Source organism: Methanoculleus sp. UBA208 (assembly GCF_002498065.1).
In the GTDB taxonomy this organism is placed as follows: Archaea; Halobacteriota; Methanomicrobia; order Methanomicrobiales; family Methanoculleaceae; genus Methanoculleus.
The window spans coordinates 17,541-32,681 of sequence record NZ_DAFZ01000056.1 but is presented as its reverse complement, the minus strand read 5'-3'; the positions used below and the strand labels follow the sequence as shown (position 1 = coordinate 32,681).

At 64.7% G+C, this 15,141-nt stretch carries 15 protein-coding genes; 5 read left to right on the top strand and 10 right to left on the bottom strand.

Features of this window, described 5'->3' with window-relative positions:
- A partial coding sequence (locus tag BRA62_RS05965; protein WP_292365661.1) for a PAS domain S-box protein occupies positions 1 to 1,464 on the bottom strand: 1,464 nt, incomplete at its 3' end.
- Positions 1,465 to 2,038: 574 nt separating this feature from the next.
- Here BRA62_RS05965 and BRA62_RS05960 point away from each other — a divergent pair.
- Positions 2,039 to 3,181 (top strand): PAS domain-containing protein, encoded by a 1,143-nt coding sequence (locus BRA62_RS05960; RefSeq protein ID WP_292365660.1) that lies wholly within the window; start codon positions 2,039 to 2,041, stop codon positions 3,179 to 3,181.
- The gene (locus BRA62_RS05955) at positions 3,081 to 3,929 is read left to right on the top strand and encodes a PAS domain S-box protein (protein WP_292365659.1); all 849 of its coding nucleotides are present in this window, start codon (positions 3,081 to 3,083) and stop codon (positions 3,927 to 3,929) included. The genes BRA62_RS05960 and BRA62_RS05955 overlap by 101 nt, the downstream gene beginning before the upstream one ends.
- A 9-nt stretch (positions 3,930 to 3,938) precedes the next feature.
- Here BRA62_RS05955 and BRA62_RS05950 read toward each other — a convergent pair whose 3' ends face one another.
- A complete protein-coding gene (locus BRA62_RS05950; protein WP_292365658.1) occupies positions 3,939 to 5,156 on the bottom strand; it encodes a cell wall-binding repeat-containing protein in 1,218 nt (405 codons plus the stop codon).
- A complete protein-coding gene (locus BRA62_RS05945) occupies positions 5,156 to 7,345 on the bottom strand; it encodes a DUF4396 domain-containing protein (protein ID WP_292365657.1) in 2,190 nt (729 codons plus the stop codon). Before BRA62_RS05945 ends, BRA62_RS05950 begins: the two co-directional genes overlap by 1 nt.
- 151 nt (positions 7,346 to 7,496) lie before the next feature.
- On the opposite strand from BRA62_RS05945, the gene thiM reads away from it, so the two are divergent.
- Positions 7,497 to 8,336: a hydroxyethylthiazole kinase gene (gene thiM / locus BRA62_RS05940; RefSeq protein WP_292365656.1), complete on the top strand. Its 840-nt coding sequence runs from the start codon at positions 7,497 to 7,499 to the stop codon at positions 8,334 to 8,336.
- Positions 8,336 to 8,971 (top strand): thiamine phosphate synthase, encoded by a 636-nt coding sequence (gene thiE, locus BRA62_RS05935; RefSeq protein WP_292365655.1) that lies wholly within the window; start codon positions 8,336 to 8,338, stop codon positions 8,969 to 8,971. Before thiM ends, thiE begins: the two co-directional genes overlap by 1 nt.
- Here the strand turns inward: thiE and BRA62_RS05930 are convergent.
- The gene (locus BRA62_RS05930; RefSeq protein ID WP_292365654.1) at positions 8,968 to 9,336 is read right to left on the bottom strand and encodes a nuclear transport factor 2 family protein; all 369 of its coding nucleotides are present in this window, start codon (positions 9,334 to 9,336) and stop codon (positions 8,968 to 8,970) included. The two genes, thiE and BRA62_RS05930, sit on opposite strands and share 4 nt — an antisense overlap.
- A gap of 141 nt (positions 9,337 to 9,477) precedes the next feature.
- Between BRA62_RS05930 and BRA62_RS05925 the strand changes: the two genes are divergently transcribed.
- Positions 9,478 to 9,999, top strand: coding sequence for a hypothetical protein (locus BRA62_RS05925; RefSeq protein WP_292365653.1), 522 nt, complete (start codon positions 9,478 to 9,480; stop codon positions 9,997 to 9,999).
- Positions 10,000 to 10,090: 91 nt separating this feature from the next.
- Here BRA62_RS05925 and BRA62_RS05920 read toward each other — a convergent pair whose 3' ends face one another.
- The 6 genes from BRA62_RS05920 to BRA62_RS05895 all read right to left on the bottom strand — a co-directional run bounded on the left by BRA62_RS05920 (position 10,091) and on the right by BRA62_RS05895 (position 15,040).
- Positions 10,091 to 10,252: a rubredoxin gene (locus BRA62_RS05920; RefSeq protein WP_331519554.1), complete on the bottom strand. Its 162-nt coding sequence runs from the start codon at positions 10,250 to 10,252 to the stop codon at positions 10,091 to 10,093.
- Positions 10,253 to 10,335: 83 nt separating this feature from the next.
- Positions 10,336 to 10,620 carry a hypothetical protein gene (locus BRA62_RS05915; RefSeq protein WP_292365652.1) on the bottom strand — a complete coding sequence of 95 codons (285 nt, stop codon included), beginning with the start codon at positions 10,618 to 10,620 and terminating at the stop codon, positions 10,336 to 10,338.
- A gap of 113 nt (positions 10,621 to 10,733) precedes the next feature.
- The gene (locus tag BRA62_RS05910; protein ID WP_292365651.1) at positions 10,734 to 11,360 is read right to left on the bottom strand and encodes a hypothetical protein; all 627 of its coding nucleotides are present in this window, start codon (positions 11,358 to 11,360) and stop codon (positions 10,734 to 10,736) included.
- 364 nt (positions 11,361 to 11,724) lie between these two features.
- On the bottom strand, positions 11,725 to 11,883 hold the full coding sequence (locus BRA62_RS05905) for a rubredoxin (protein WP_292365650.1): 159 nt from the start codon (positions 11,881 to 11,883) through the stop codon (positions 11,725 to 11,727).
- An 85-nt stretch (positions 11,884 to 11,968) separates the two neighbouring features.
- Entirely contained in the window at positions 11,969 to 13,576 is a 1,608-nt protein-coding gene (locus BRA62_RS05900) for an ATP-binding protein (protein ID WP_292365649.1), read from the bottom strand.
- Between the two features lie 87 nt (positions 13,577 to 13,663).
- Complete coding sequence (locus BRA62_RS05895; RefSeq protein WP_292365648.1) at positions 13,664 to 15,040, bottom strand: MFS transporter; 1,377 nt, start codon at positions 15,038 to 15,040, stop codon at positions 13,664 to 13,666.
- Between the last annotated feature and the right edge of the window lie 101 nt (positions 15,041 to 15,141).

The following is a 15,141-nucleotide window of genomic DNA, read 5'->3' as shown; positions in this document are numbered from 1 at the left end:
ATGCTCTCTTTCCATGACGGCACGGAGCGTCGCCTCAGCCTGCTTGGGCTCAGTGATATCGCGAATGATGCCTTCCCGAAAGAGGGGTTTGCCTTCCGCACCATAGGTTATTCTGAACCGATCGGAAACCCACCTGTACGTGCCGTTCTTGCAGAGGAACCGATAATCGACCGTACCTCCTGTAGCCGTGGATAAGACGTTTATCTTTTCAGCCATGACCCCAGGACGGTCGTCGGGGTGCACGCGCTCAAGAATTTCATCCACGGTCATGGCTAACGTTTCTTGCACGGTAAAGCCCGTGATCTGCTCTATAGCAGCACTATAGTACTCGCTACGACCTGTCAGCAGATTTCGCCGGTACAGGGCGTCCAGAGATCTGTCCAGGATCGATCGGATCTTCCCCTCGCTCTCTTTCAGGCTCTCTTCCGCCTTCTTGCGCTCGGTGATGTCCCGGAAGAGGACCATCACTGAAGGCAGGTTTTCATACATTATCGGGGTAGCAACGACTTCGACGTCGATGACCTGACCGTCGAGTTTAACGAACCTCTCTATGATCAGAGGCGCGGTCGTACCCTTTTCCGCCATCCGGCGGATACGTCCTTTGACTACTTCATGGTCGTCCGGATGGACAAACTGGAGGGTCGGTTTACCGATGAGATCCTCGCGTCTCTCTGCACCGAAGAGCGCGACGCAGGGAGGATTGGCGTAGACAATTTTACCCTGACTATGGACCACAATCGGCTCCGGCGCGAGTTCTACGAGGTTCCGGTACTTCTCTTCGCTCTCCTGCAATGCCGCCTCGGCCCGCTTCCAGGCGGTGATATCGATCCCGATGCCCCCCACATACGTTTTACCCGAAACGTCCTGGAAGGGAAACTTGAAGTTCCACCAGTAGGTAGAACCACCTCTCTCCAGGTCGGGCGTCTCTTCCAGGACCTCGATGACCCGGCCTTCCTTGAGGACGGTCAGGTCATTCTCCCGGAACCGCTCGGCGACATGCAGGGGCCATAGTTCAAAGTCCGTCTTACCCCGCCATTCCTGGAGTCGGGCTTTGAAACGGGCCTCTAAGGCTTTGTTTATATATACGAGGCGCCCCTGTTCGTCTTTCATCCAGGCGCCTGCGGGGCTGTTATCCATGAATGCTATGAACCGTTCCCTGCTTTCCCGGAGGACTTCTTCGGTTCGCTTGCGCTCCTCGATCTCGACCAGGAGCCGGGCATTGGCACGCTCCAGTTCAGCCGTCCGTTTCCCGACCCGGTCATCGAGCTCGGTATAGGCCTTTTTCAGCACGTCTCCGGCCTGCTTGAGTTCACCGACCTCTTGCCGAAGCGCTTCATTCTCTTCCAGGAGTTCGGCAGTCCGCTCGCGAACGAGCCGCTCTACTTCGGCAGAAATATCCTGCGTCTCTTTGTCGCGTCTGGTGGGATCGGGTCCCGTCCGAGCAGTTCCTTGGGGCGTGGACATCGGAAAAAGTAAACTCCAATTTAGATTATGCAAGTGAATACACTGAGGGTTGTATTAATTGTAACGGAAACGATTGTCCGCAATACAGGATCCGATTTTCACGATATAAATCGATGTATGCCGCATTTTTCTTAAATACGGCATCTTCCGACGACAATGTTATCACGCCGGCGGGCAGGAGGTTCCGGACCCCCATGCCGATCCCGAAACGGTGCGTAATCAGCCAATCGGGGTCATTACGGACCTCCTCGAAGATCCGCACCAGCATGCCTTCGGGGATCCTATCGAGGAAAAACCGGGTCGCCTGTTCCCACTCTTCGTCACTGCGTTTTAATGCAGACCCGGGAACTTCGGGGTTTCGCACCGGAAGCCCGACGCGACCCTGCGACGTCGCTTCGTCATAGGGAAGGCCCGTATCTGCAGAGCGCTATTCTCCAGAGTTCTACCCGCGTTCCCTGTATCGCCACGAATGCAGGGATTCCGAAAAGAACTAGGTTCATGAACAGGTACTATACTACCTGACATGCGGAACCCGGACTCCGGGTTCCCCATATGCCGGCCACGGAGGGCCACAGTGTACCGCTGCTTTGACGAACTGGACGATGCTGTCCTTATTCTTGACCGGGACAACACCGTTACGCGGCTGAACCGATCGTTTCGGGAGACGTTCGGGGTCAGCAGTGAAGCAGCCCACGGCATGAAGACAGGCGACCTCATCGCCCGCCACCTCGCGCCGCTCATCGAGGAGGAAGATACTGCCGAACGGATGCTTGAGGCGCTCCGGTGCCGGCGGGAGGTCGCGCATGCCGCCTGCCGGATGCGGACCTCCACCGGTGAGGTGCGCCGGTTCTCCTTCTCGTGCCGGGTGATGACCGGCGAGCCCTACGCCGGGATGGTGCTTGCCCGGTTCCGGGACATAACCCCCGAACGTGACGAGGCGGTGCGGAGCGCGTGGGCTGCGAGGGCACGGCTCGGGGCCGAGTCGGTCTTTGCCGCCGTCGGGGAGCTGGTGCCTTACGGCATCTGGGTCTGTGAACCGGACGGCGCTGCACTCTATCTCTCCGCCTCGTTCCTCGACCTCGTGGGGAGGACGCTCGAAGAGTGCCGGCAAGCGGGATGGCTGGAGTGCATCCCGCTCGAAGATGCTGCGGCAGTGCGCGCCGACTGGAGACGGTGCCTCGATACAGGGTGCCGGTGGGATCGCGAGCTCAGGGTTCCGGACCCCGACGGGGAATGCCGCACCATCCTCTCCCGGGGAGGTCAGGTCAGGGACGAAACCGGCAGGATCGTCCTCTGGGCCGGGATCAACCTCGACATCACGGCGAGAAAACAGGCCGAGCGGCTCACCGCCGTCCGGGCGGCGCAGCAGGCGGCCATCACGGCGCTGGGTCGGCTCGCTCTCGAGGGGGCAGAGCCCCCCGAACTGATGAATGCCGTGGTCCGCGTGGTGACCGAGCACCTGGAAGTCGATTACGCCAAAGTGCTGCGATACCTCCCCGACGAGGACACATTCCTGCTCGAGGCGGCGGTAGGGTTCGACGGAGCCCTGGTCGGCACGAGGAGGGTGGAGGGGGATAACGATTCCCAGGCGGGGTACCCTTCTCTCCCACGAGCCGGTGATCGTCGAAGACCTCCGGGCAGAGAAACGGTTCCGGGGCCCGGCGCTCCTCCGGGACGAGGGGATCAGGAGCGGCATCAGCGTCATCATCCAGGGTGACGAGGCGCCGTACGGGGTGCTCGGCGCCCACACCCGGACGCGCCGCAGGTTCACCCGGGACGACATCAACTTCGTCCAGGCGGCAGCAAACGTCCTGGCACAGGGAATCGAGCGAAAAGTGGCCGAAGAGGCGCTCGAAGAGAGCGAGGAGAAGTTCCGCGAGATAGCGCAGCGGAGCTTCGACATGATCTATACCTGCTACCACGAGAGCGGGATTGCCTATATGTCTCCGGCCGTGACCCGCATCCTCGGCCACACGCCCGCCGAACTCACCGGCCAAAAATGCCGGGACTATGTCAGTCCCCTCTCCCTCGCCGCGTGGAAGGCGGCACAGAAGAAGTTAGCCCGGGGCGAGCCGGTCGAGGGGCTCGAGGTCGAGTTCCGCCGCAAGGACGGGACGACGGCGTTCGTCGAGCTGAACGAATCGCCGATCGTGGAGCATGGAAAAGTGGTCGGCGTCCAGGCGGCCGGCAGGGACATCACGGAACGGAAACAGAACGAGCAGCTTAACCGCCAGGCGTTCGAGCAGATCGAGCGGAACATCGAGCAGTTCGCCGTCCTCGGCGATCACATACGCCAGCCCCTTCAGGTGACCCTGGGGAGAGCGGATCTGCTGGATGATGCGGAGACGGCGGCGATCATCCGCGAACAGGTCGAACGGATCAACGAGTACATCAGGCAGCTTGACCGGGGATGGGTGGAGTCCCGGATGGTCCGCGAGTTCCTCCGGCGTCATGAGCGGGATTGAGCCGGAAGGTCACGATCCCGGCCCGGTTCCGGCCACGCCGAGCAGCTCGCTTGCCTCCCGCATCGTCTCGTCCGGCACCCCCTCGCCGAGCACCCAGCCGTAGTTGAAGACCTGCTGGTTCGGGTAGGTCCGGGTCGGCCGGATCACCTCCAGGTACGAGCGGGCGGCATCGGGGAGGGTGCCGTCCGGCCCGGTGAGGACGAGGAAGGCGTGCTTGCCCATGTGCGAGAGGACGCCGCCCGGCACGAGCACCCGCCAGTCATCAGGGCTCGCAAGGAGGATGTTGTGCCCCGGCTCGGCGTACCCCCAGCCCACGCTCCGGGGCCGGAAGCTCACCCACCAGGTCACCCGGAGCCCGCTGTCCTTGTAGCCGGCCCACCGGACAGCCATCTCCTCCGGCGTCTCGCCCGGGATCCGCTGGACGTGTCCGTATTTCGCGAGCTCGGCCATGACGTCCTGCCCCACCACCGATTCAGGGGCGAAGACGTAGATGTAGGGGTAGTTCGGCCAGCTCCGCGCGAGGATCCGCCGTGTCTCGCCCGGCACCCCCCCGGGCGTGACGAACGCAAACCCCTGCCCCATATGGGTGTTCCAGCTCGCCGCCGGGTAGGCGTATGCCGGCGCTTCGGTCGAGGCGACGAGCACCACGTCGCGGTGGTTCGACTCCATCGTCGCCACGAACTCGTCGAGCACCTCGGTATACGTGACCGGGTCGGGAGCGTAGAGGCGGCGGACGGCGTACCCGAGTTCGCTCTCCACCCGGCGGGCGACGTCCTCGCTTATGTCACCAACGACGTAGACCTGGACGTTGTTGTCCATCATCACCCCTTCCGGTTCGAGCCGGTGGAGCTCTTCCATCGTCGCCTCCGGAACCTGTGTGCCGTTATCGGTCACGTAGAGGAGGGGGGCGTTCACCGGGAAGTGCTGCAGCCGGGTGGTGGCGAGCGCCGTCGCCTCGTCGTCGTCACGGACCAGGATCACCGCACCCGGCCGGTCCTTGTCCTGGGCCGCGGCGTAGACCGTCTGGGCGTAGACGACCGCCGTCCGGATATGATCCTCCCCGGAGAGCCTCCCCATCGTCCCGGTCAACTCCAGGTGTTCCCGGTTCTCTGTCGTGCTCGCCGTCATCCCCTCCCCGCCGGAGCCGAACTCTGCGACGAGAGGAGCGAGCACGACGAGCATCACGACGATGACGCCCGCGAGGGTGTAGACGGGTTTTGCCCGCATCACATACCCCCCTCCTTCCAGCCCGCCTTCACCATCAGGTAGTTCGGGACGTATGCCGTAACCAGCCCGACGACGACTGCAGCCCAGATGGGGACGATCCAGAGCCAGAGGTCCTCGGCCGCCATCTGGTCCTGCCAGGCCATCAGATACCAGGCCGCCCCCCACATCCCGGCCGACGCCGCAAGCATCGAGACGATCACCACCGGCGCGGCCCGGCGGACCCCGGAGAGGTAGCCCGACCCGTGCTGCTCGGCCATCATCGGCCCCATGTAGAGGAGAGTCGAGAAGACGATCGCGGGGACGACCATCACCCACCACATGGCGGTCGACATGGGAGCGCCGAGCCAGTACCACCAGGTGTAGGCGAAGGCGGTCGAGAGGGGCATGCCGAGCGCGAGCTGGACCGCCCACATCGAGGCGACCATCAGCGCCATGCCGACCGAGATCCCCATGATCGTCGCCGAGAGCGCACGCGACCAGGGCGGGCGGAGGAACCGGGGCATCGGCCCGGAACGGGTGACGAGGGCGCCGCTGTAGGCGCCGAAGAACGCCAGGATCCCGGCGGGGCCGAGCATCAGGATCGCAAGCGGCCAGTAGAGCCGCGGGTAAAACCCGACGGCAGGCAGGCGGGCCGGCATCACGAAGAGTGCCCAGACGGCACCTATGGCGCCGACGAAGAACCACGACCAGCCAAGGAGGGCAAGGCCGCTCGCACCGGTCACCTGGTTCCAGTACTCGTGGGTCTCGAGGGCGAGGTCCGCCCGGGCCTGGGCGGCGTAGCTGACGCTCTCCGGGCTGCCGAGGACCCGGACGTTCATGAACGGCCCGTCGGCGGGGGAGACGAAGAAATCGGGCGAGACCCGCCAGAGATACTGGTCGGTCAGCGGGTCGAGGTCGTCGCGCGGGGTATAGAGGAGCGGGCCGTAGTTGCCCGAATAAGCCATCGGCAGCCCCGCGGCGGCAAACCCGGGGTCGGCCGGGTTCGCCATCGCGTAGTAGTAGTAGTAGCCGTCGTCCTCGAAGGTTTCCTGCATCCCCCACCCGAAGTCGTCCCACCGGTTCCGGGCCCAGGTCAGCGCGTGAAGGTATATGTTCTCGGCGGCCACCCGCTCGGCCGTGCCGTACTCCCGGAGGGCGCCGAGCGTTTCGTCGGGAACCAGCCGGGACGGCGCGGCGACGAAGAACCGCCGCTCTCCCCCGGCGGCGAGGGCGTCCCGCACGGCACCGGGGACCCCGCCGTTCCCGTCGAGCACGACCACCGGGGCTCCGAACTGCGCCGCGGCGTATGCGGCCGGCATGGCGTATGCGGGCTCTTCGCGGGCGACGACAACAACGTCCCGGCTATCCGCCAGCCGCTCGAGCCCCTGGAGGGTGAGGGCGTCGAGGTCGGGAGGGGCGGCCGCACCCCCGTAGACGAGCGTCCTTCCCTCCCGGGCCGCAACCGGGGCAAGGAGGGCCGCGGCGAGCGGATCGGCGGGCGCGGGCATCGTAGCACCCGCAAGGATCTCCGCCATCGACGCGCCGGCCGCCTCCGGGGTATCGCCCGGTATCCGCTGGGCGTTTTTGAGGGTCCAGCCGACCCGGGTCTCCTGGTCGGAGCCGGGGCCGTAGGCGGCCGAGAGGATCCAGATGTAGGAGGTCGCGGCGAGGATGATCCCGGCGACCACGATGAGCGCGACCCATGCAGCCAGGCGGAGCGGGGTCAGCTGCCCGGGATCATGCCCGTGCCCTCCCCCTTCCTGCGGCTCCCGGGGAGTCATGACCGGTGTTCCGCCGTACCGCCGCGCAAACCGCATAAGCTGCTCCGTGCCGCCCTCGCCCCGCACGGTCACCCGGACCGGCTCGCCCGCGGGCGGCACCGGGGCCGCTTCAAGCGTCGCGAGGGTGCCGGCAAGACCGCCGAGCGCGGCGCCGACGGTCGCAAAGAGCACCGTCACCGTCCCGTATGGGGCGGCGAAGAGGGGTTCGAGCCGGTCGAGGGCGGAGAGGCCGGTATCGGCGAGCCATCCGACCAGGCCGAGGACGATACAACCGACGATAATCCCGGCAACCGTCGCTCCCGCCATCCGCCGGGTGAAGATCCGGGCGACCGCCCCCGCGGGGTACTCCACCAGCCACCCGGCCGGCCGCGTATCTTCGGTAAACTGCCTGGCGGCTTCGAGCGAGGGAAATTCGAAGATTCGCTCCATGGGCTCACTTCGATACCTCCCGGCCACGGCCTTCCGCGCTCTCCGGGAGACAGGGTGCGCGACCCTGTGCGGCGATCGTATAAATAGGTGAGACTCGCGGATGCCGGGCGGACGGCTTTATGCAACTGCCGCAGAAACAGATAGGATAGTTATGCCGAACACGACAGAAGGCTCATCGGCACGCTTCATGGACGGCGCGATCCCCGCCGGCCTCCTCGCCGCCGTGCGGTCGGAGCGGCCGCTCATACACCACATCACGAACAGCGTCACGATCAACGACTGCGCGAACATCACGATCTCTACCGGGGCTGCCCCGGTGATGGCCGAGGCTCCCGAAGAGGTCGCCGAGATGGTCGCCGGCGCCGGCGCCCTCGTCCTGAACATCGGAACGCTCTCGGCGGCGCAGGTTGATGCGATGCTCATTGCCGGCCGCCGGGCGAACGACCTCGGGATCCCGGTCGTCCTCGATCCGGTCGGTGCGGGGGCGACGGAGTTCCGGACCGCGACCGCAAAAAGACTCCTTGATACCCTCGATATCGCCGTCCTGAAGGGGAACGCCGGGGAGATCGGCGTCCTTGCCGGAACCGGCGGGAACGTCCGGGGAGTGGACTCAGGCGGCGTCAAGGGCGACCCCATCGAGACGGCACGGGAGTGCGCCCGGGCGACCGGCACTGTGGTGGCGATGACGGGAGCAGTCGACGTCGTCACCGACGGAACGCATGTATACCTGGTCGGAAACGGCAACCCGGCGATGGACCGGCTTTCCGGGACCGGATGCATGGTCGCATCGGTCACGGCGGCGTTCGTCGCGGTCGGCGACGACCGTGCGGTTGCGTCGGCCGCGGCGCTCGCGGCATTCGGCCGGGCGGGCGAGCGGGCCGCGGCCGGGGGCTTCGCCGGGCCCTACACGTTTCGGACGGCGCTCTTCGACGAACTTGCCGGCCTTTCCCCCGGCGACCTTGCCGGGCACGCACGAATCGAGGAGCGATAATGGGATATGACCTCTACGTGATCACCGACGAGACGATCGGGCGCGGCCTCTCGCACGCGGAACTCGCTCGTCGGGCCGTCGCCGGCGGTGCGGACGCGATCCAGCTCCGCGATAAGACCCTCTCAGGGCGGGACCTCCTTCGCGCGGCTTCCGCCGTCCGCGAGATCACCCAGGACGCCGGCGCGCTCTTTATCGTGAACGACCGCCTGGACGTGGCCCTCGCGTCCGGTGCCGACGGGGTCCACCTCGGCGCAAGCGACCTCCCCGTGGCAGAGGTGCGCCGGCTCACCCCGCCGGGGTTCGTCATCGGGGCCTCGGTGGGGTCCGTCGCCGCCGCGGTCCGGGCCGCGGCGGAAGGGGCCGACTACGTGGCGCTCAGCCCGACGTTTTCGACCGCCTCGAAGGGCGACGCGGGGCCGGGCCACGGGCTTGCCGTGCTCTCGGCGGTCCGGGCCGCGGTCTCCCTCCCACTCGTCGCGATCGGGGGAATCACCGCCGGGAACGTCTCCGGCGTCATCGCCGCGGGGGCGGACGGCGTCGCGGTGATATCGGCGGTCGTGGGAGAGGACGATGTCACCGCCGCCGCACGCGACCTCCGGAGCCGGATCGCCGCCGCGAAAGCAGGCAGGCGTTAATCCGGCGGGGTGGCCACCGGAGAAGCAGGCGTCCGCTGGTGGAAGGCCGCCCGCCACCGGCCGTCGCTCCAGGCATACACCGTCGATACATAGAGTATCTGCCCGCCGAGGGAGACGGTATACACGAGGACGGCGCTCTCCTCCCCGAGGGGCACGACCTTCGGGTCCGTGATGGTGTATGCCGGCAGTTCATTGGGGTTTTCTGTGAGGTCCCGGATGATCCCATCCCGGTCCAGGACCGCGAAAGGAGTGACGACAAGGGCTTCCGGCGCGAGATAATCCCAGTAGAATTCCACGTCCCGGGTGTCGGCAGCCCCCCAGGCCCGTTTCTCGATATCCAGCAGAACGGTCAAGAGGTCTTTCATAGGGAGCAGGTAGACGCGGGAGTCGATAATAACCGTTTCCCACGGTCTGCCCGGGTGGCTGGCCGCGGCCACGGAAGACCCCCGCACCGTGCGCGGGGGCGGGCACAGCATTTATCCGTGTCCCGCCCGCAGGGACGACCGATGGAGACCGACGATATCCGGGAAGAACTCGCCTTTGCCGCCGCGGAGACCGCCCTCGCCGACCGGTTCGGCATACCCGCCGATGCGCTCGTCCCCCTCCTCTTCTCCCTCCGCTACGGGGGCGACTGGAGCTACGCCTCGGAGGGACTCACCGCCATATCGGCCGTTACGAAGACCACGGTCTACGACGAAGAGAGCCGGACCGGCTACTCGCTCGAGGAGATCTACCTCTTCGTCGACCCGGTCCTCCTGCACCGGGAGGGGACGGTCCACCGGCTGGAGAAATGCGGCAGCGCTCCCGCCCGGCTGCTCGTAAAAAGGCCCTACCGGGTGCGCCTTGCTGCCCGTCACGTGATCAAAACGACCGTCCACCCGCTCGAGAGGACAATCCTGACCGAAGACCCCGGTGCTGCGGAGATGGAATTCTCGGGCTCCACCGCCTACGGGATCGACCACGAGATGGAGCACCTCGCCGGGCGGGAGATCCACGGGGAGGAACTCCGGGCCTTCAGGTGGGGGTGAGGGGGCTTATGCAGCCGGGAGAATAGGACACCATACAACGCTCTCCTAAAAGAGAAGATGTGCTGTGGGGGTCCGGCCCCGAACCCGCCCTTTACACCTTCCGAAACAGGTTTTTCTCCGCACCGCACCGGGAGCATGCCCAGGTGTCGGGCAGGTCTCCAAACTCTGTGCGGGCCTCGATACCCTGGCCGGGCTCACCGGCCCTGGGGTTGTAGACGTAGCCGCAGAGTCCGCACCGGTATGAATCCATCATCTCCTTCACCTCACCGCCCCGACCGGCCGCAATGTCGACCGGGGCACGGCACCCATGTACCCGGGGGGCGATAAGTACTCCGGTCAAGATCTCGGGGATGAAGTTTTCTGCCGGCAAGCCCGTCGGGGATGAACGACGCCGTCTTCGTTGCCTTCCGGAGAAGTCCGCCGATGTAGCGACCGGTAGACCCGCTCTCCCGGGACGAACCGCTCTTCGGGCTCCAGGATCATGAACCGGCGTTTCCAATTCTCCCTCGCGATATCAAGGGCCTCCTCGCGGAGCAGCACCGGGATAGCCGCGTTCGCGGCGGCAGGGACCTCTACCGGGTGCTCCTGGGCGCCGGCAGGGTGATCCGGATGGCCGTTCACCCGCTTGAGAGGACGATCCGGACCGAAGACCTCGGCGCCGCGGAGACGGCCTTCTCGGGCTCCACCGCCTACAGGATCGAGATGGAGTACCTGACTATGAGGGTGCGCCGCGCCTACCTCTCCGGCGAAAAGGAGGGGGCTCCCCTGAGCACCTGTAACCCCTCTGTCGGGTTGATCAGGTGCAGCCCGTACTCATCGTGGAGAACCTGCCTAGCCGAGCGGATGAGCGGAGTATCCAGGGTGACGAAATTGTCCGCCCGGTTCAGGATTGCAGTCGTCAGCAACATCGCATCCTGAGTCTTGGATTCCCGAATCAAAAAGAGAATTGAGGAACATATCGACCAATAAGTGTCATCTTCCCAGGGCGAGGATTCCGGGATGATGGTGATGCCGTGATTCTCAAAGAGTATGTCGAACGAGGCAAGGGTCAATCCATAAATCTGCTCGTAGTAATCTTCCGGGATCTGCGGGTTGTTCCGGGAGTCACGCCACCGTGAAATAGGGATGCCCCCCTTAAATAGGAGAATACTGCGTACTTCATCCCGAATCGCCGAAAATAGTTCGTTCGTTGCGAGTGCTGACACATAGAATTCATCCAGCAGTCCATTCTTTCGCTGCCGCATGATTTCGTCAACGAATGCCAGCGAAGTCTGATAACGTCCAACATATACGCTGGAAAAATCGCAGGGAAGTTCCAGTTTTTCGCAAAGAAATTCCAGGACACCGCCCTCACCGAGCACCCAGTGCGCAAGGACATTCGTATCGACGAACCAGACCGATTCAGAAATATCAGTGCCCTCCTGAAATGGTTATTTAGAGGGGCTTTTCTTTTTTGAACTCCACAAACCCTTTATCTGGCCGGCAGTCCCATACTTGCTCGAATGCTGCCGGATTTCATAGTATTTACCGGTTACAGGGTTGTAAATCCTCTTTTTCTGGGCAGACGGCGTCGACATACTCTCTCCTCCATGCAGCCGTGATATACACTACTTCAGAACAGAGAACCGAAATAGTTTTCCCTATGCGATCCGATCCCTGCCAGGGCCGGGGGACAACCCGGAAAGGAGAAAGAGTGTAATAGAGGCCAGGTTCCGAACCCGCCCCTCACACCTTCTTAAACCGGCTCTTCGCCGCGCCGCACCGGGGGCATTTCCAGGTGTCGGGCAGGTCCTCAAACGCAGTTCCGGGCTTGACGCCGTGATCGGTGTCGCCGACTGCCGGGAAGTAGACGTAGCCGCAGAGGCTGCATCGGTATGAATCCATGACTTCTTCACCTCTCCGCCCGACCGGCCGCGAGGGCGGCAGGGCATACGTTTCCTGTACTCCCGCGTGAGGATAAGCACTCCGGTCACGACACCGGGAAGAGAAGTTCCTTCCCCGTGCAGCCGTCGAGGACGATCGAGCGTTCCCCGCGCTCCGATGCGAACCGGATCGTGTAGACAGGGTAGTAGATCGTATCGAACCCGACGATCTCCGCCGTCGGCTCAAGCCCCTTCAGGATGGTCCGGAGAGAGGATTCCGTGACCTTCGCCTCGAGGGGCTCCTCCCGGAGCGGCTCCATCGGGAGGTCCGCTCCCCGCCGGAGGGCAGAAAACGCCGGAACCTCGTCTGCAAGCAGGGGCACGTAGACTTTCGTGTCGCCCACCGTCTTCATCTCCGTGATGAGTTTCGCCTCCGCAAGGCTCTTTATCGCCTTCTTCACCACGGCGGGCGGAAGGCGGGTATCGGCCTCGATCTCGGTCAGCGTCGAGCCGCCGTTCGCGAGCCCTGCAACGATCTTCACCGCGGCCTCCTCGAGTCCCAGGAGCTCCGAGAACCCCGGCCTGACCTTCAGCCCGCGATCCACCTCGACGATGCAGCCGGTAAGCGCGTCAATGACGAACGACGCCGTCTTCGTCGCCTTCCGGAGAAGTCCGCCGATGTAGCGGATATCCACCCGGTGCAGCGGCCGGTAGACGCGCTCTCCCGAGACGATCCGCTCTTCGGGCTCCAGAATCCGGAACCGGCGTTTTCGTTTGGCCTTCGCAATATCGAGCGCCTCCTCGCGGAGCAGTACCGGGACCACCGCATTCGCGGCATCCGCGGTATTCGCGGCATCCGTAGCGGCGGGCGGCACCGCCGGCTCTTCCCGGGGGCTGCCGCCGCACGGTTCTTCCCGGGGCGGTTCGGCCGGCCTGACCGGGTCTGCGGGCACGAGTTTGGGCGTCAGCCCCCGGTGCTCGCAGAGCCGGGCCCCAAAGCGCATCTTCGTCATCTCCCCTGAGAGTTTGCCCATCACGAAGAACTCCCCGGGCTCGAGCTCCGCGAGCTCTCCGGCCTCTTTCCGGGACGAAAAGAAGAGGGTGACCGCTTTTAAGTCGTTCTCGATCGAGAGCTTCCCGAGGATCTGACTGTTGCACTGCGAGAGAACGTTCTTCGTCACGAGCGACGGGCGCTGGGTCGCGACTAAGAGGCCGAGCCCGCGCTTGCGCCCCCGGCGGGAGATCTCCTCGATCTTCTTGATGGATTCCCCCGACTGGGGAATGAACTTGTCCGCCTCCTCCACGATCAGCAGGAACGGCTGCTTCAACTCGCTCTCAAGGTCGTAGAGGACTTCCGCGAGGTAGGCCACCCGTTCCTGCATATCAGCTTCCGAGACGTCGAAGATCACCGCCGCCCGGGAGCAGATCGCGTTCTGCATCAGTTCCCGGAGGTTTACCTGTCCGATATCCACGTCGCAGTCGTCGCTGGAACCGATCCAGAGAAGGGGGAACCGGTCCCTGAGCGAGGAGTACTCCCCCTCCGTATCGATGAGGCAGAACCCCACCCGCGCCTGCAGAAGCTGCTCGCAGAGAACCGCGATACCCCAGCTCTTCCCGGCACCCGACTGCGCGATGACGCAGGTCCTGCCCGTGACGAGTTCCTGGGCATCGATGGCAACGTCGCGGTCGCCGTCTTTTCCGATAACCAGTTCCATCCGTTCAAAGAGATCACAGGACGGCCGGAGTTTTAACGCTTCCTCTTCTCTCCAGGGAGATTATTTCGGAAAGCCCCGCCCCGTCCTTCAACATCTGTTCCTGGAGAGCGACAGGACGACCCCGAAGGCCGAGAGGACCGCAAAGGCGAGGAAGATCAGCCGCACGCTCATGAGGAACTCGGGAAATATCGCCGGTGTGACGGTCGTCGATCCCATGATGACCGCAAAGACCACGAGGACCGCCCCCATGCTCAGCATCATCCCGAGCGACCGCATCATCGCCACCATCGCCGACGCGCTTCCGAAGAACTGCTTCTCGACGCAGCCCATGATGGCGGTGGTGTTCGGGGACGAAAAAAGCCCGAGTCCCACGCCCAGCAGGACCAGAAGGGCGAGGATCACGGCGATCGGTGTAGTCTCGCCGAGCATGGAGAAGCCCAGGAGCGCCACGGCCGAGAGCCCCATCCCCACCGAGGCGACGTGCCCGGGCTGCATCCGGTCGGCCAGGCGGCCCGCCACCGGGGCGACGAAGACCTGGATGATCGGCTGGACCAGGAGCAGGGTGCCCGCGGCGACGGGTTCGTAGCCCCGGATGTACTGGAGGTAGAGGGAGAGGAGGAACCCGACCGCGAACGTGGCGCTGTAGTTGATCAGGGCGGCGCCGTTCGAGGCGGCAAAGACCCGGTTCTTTTCGAGGAGCGAGACCGGGAGGAGGGGGCTCTGCTGCCGGCGCTCCACCCGGAAGAAGGCCGCCCCGAGCAGGAGGGAGGCCGCGAGGAGGACCGCGCCGGCCGCGGTGGTCGCCGAAGCCAGGCCCAGGAAGAGGCAGAAGATCAGCGCGGAGGAGAGAACCAGCCCCGCGACGTCGAAGCGCTCGCGCTGCCGCTCGTTCAGGAACGCCGGGAATTTTCCGGCGTAGAGGAGGACCGGGACGGCGAGGAGCGCGGTCACGATGAAGATGCTCCGCCAGCCGAGGAACTGGGTCAGGGCGCCCCCGAGGAACGGGCCGAGCGAGAGCCCGGCGTAGACGGCGGTGGTGTTGAGCCCGATCGCGTAGCCCCGTTCGCCGGGCGGGTAGAGGTGGGTGATCAGGGCCACGCTGTTTGCGTAGATCATGGCGCCGCCCATTCCCTGCACGAAGCGGAAGACGAGGAGAAGGCCTATCGTGGGCGTGAAGATGGTGAGGAGGGAGCCGACGGTGTAGACCACGATCCCGATCATAAAAACGGTGACCTTTCCCCGGGAGTCGCCGAGCCTCCCCGCCGGGAGGAGGAAGATGACCGACGAGAGGAGGTAGGCGCTGGAGATCCAGGCAAGCGTGGCGGCGTCGGCGGAGAACTCGGCCCCGATGGCGGGCAGGGCAAGGTTGATCGCCGAGCCGGTGAACGGGTTCAGGAACGTGGCGATGGTGACCAGTATCAGGATGAACCTGCGCGAATACGATTGATCGCCTTCCTGCTCCACGGTATCCCTCGTGCCTCCCGGGACAGCCCGATCGCCTCCCGGGTGTGTGCTATGAGGGTATTTGCGGCGAGCGCAATTAAGGGCACTCCCGCCGTCCGTGC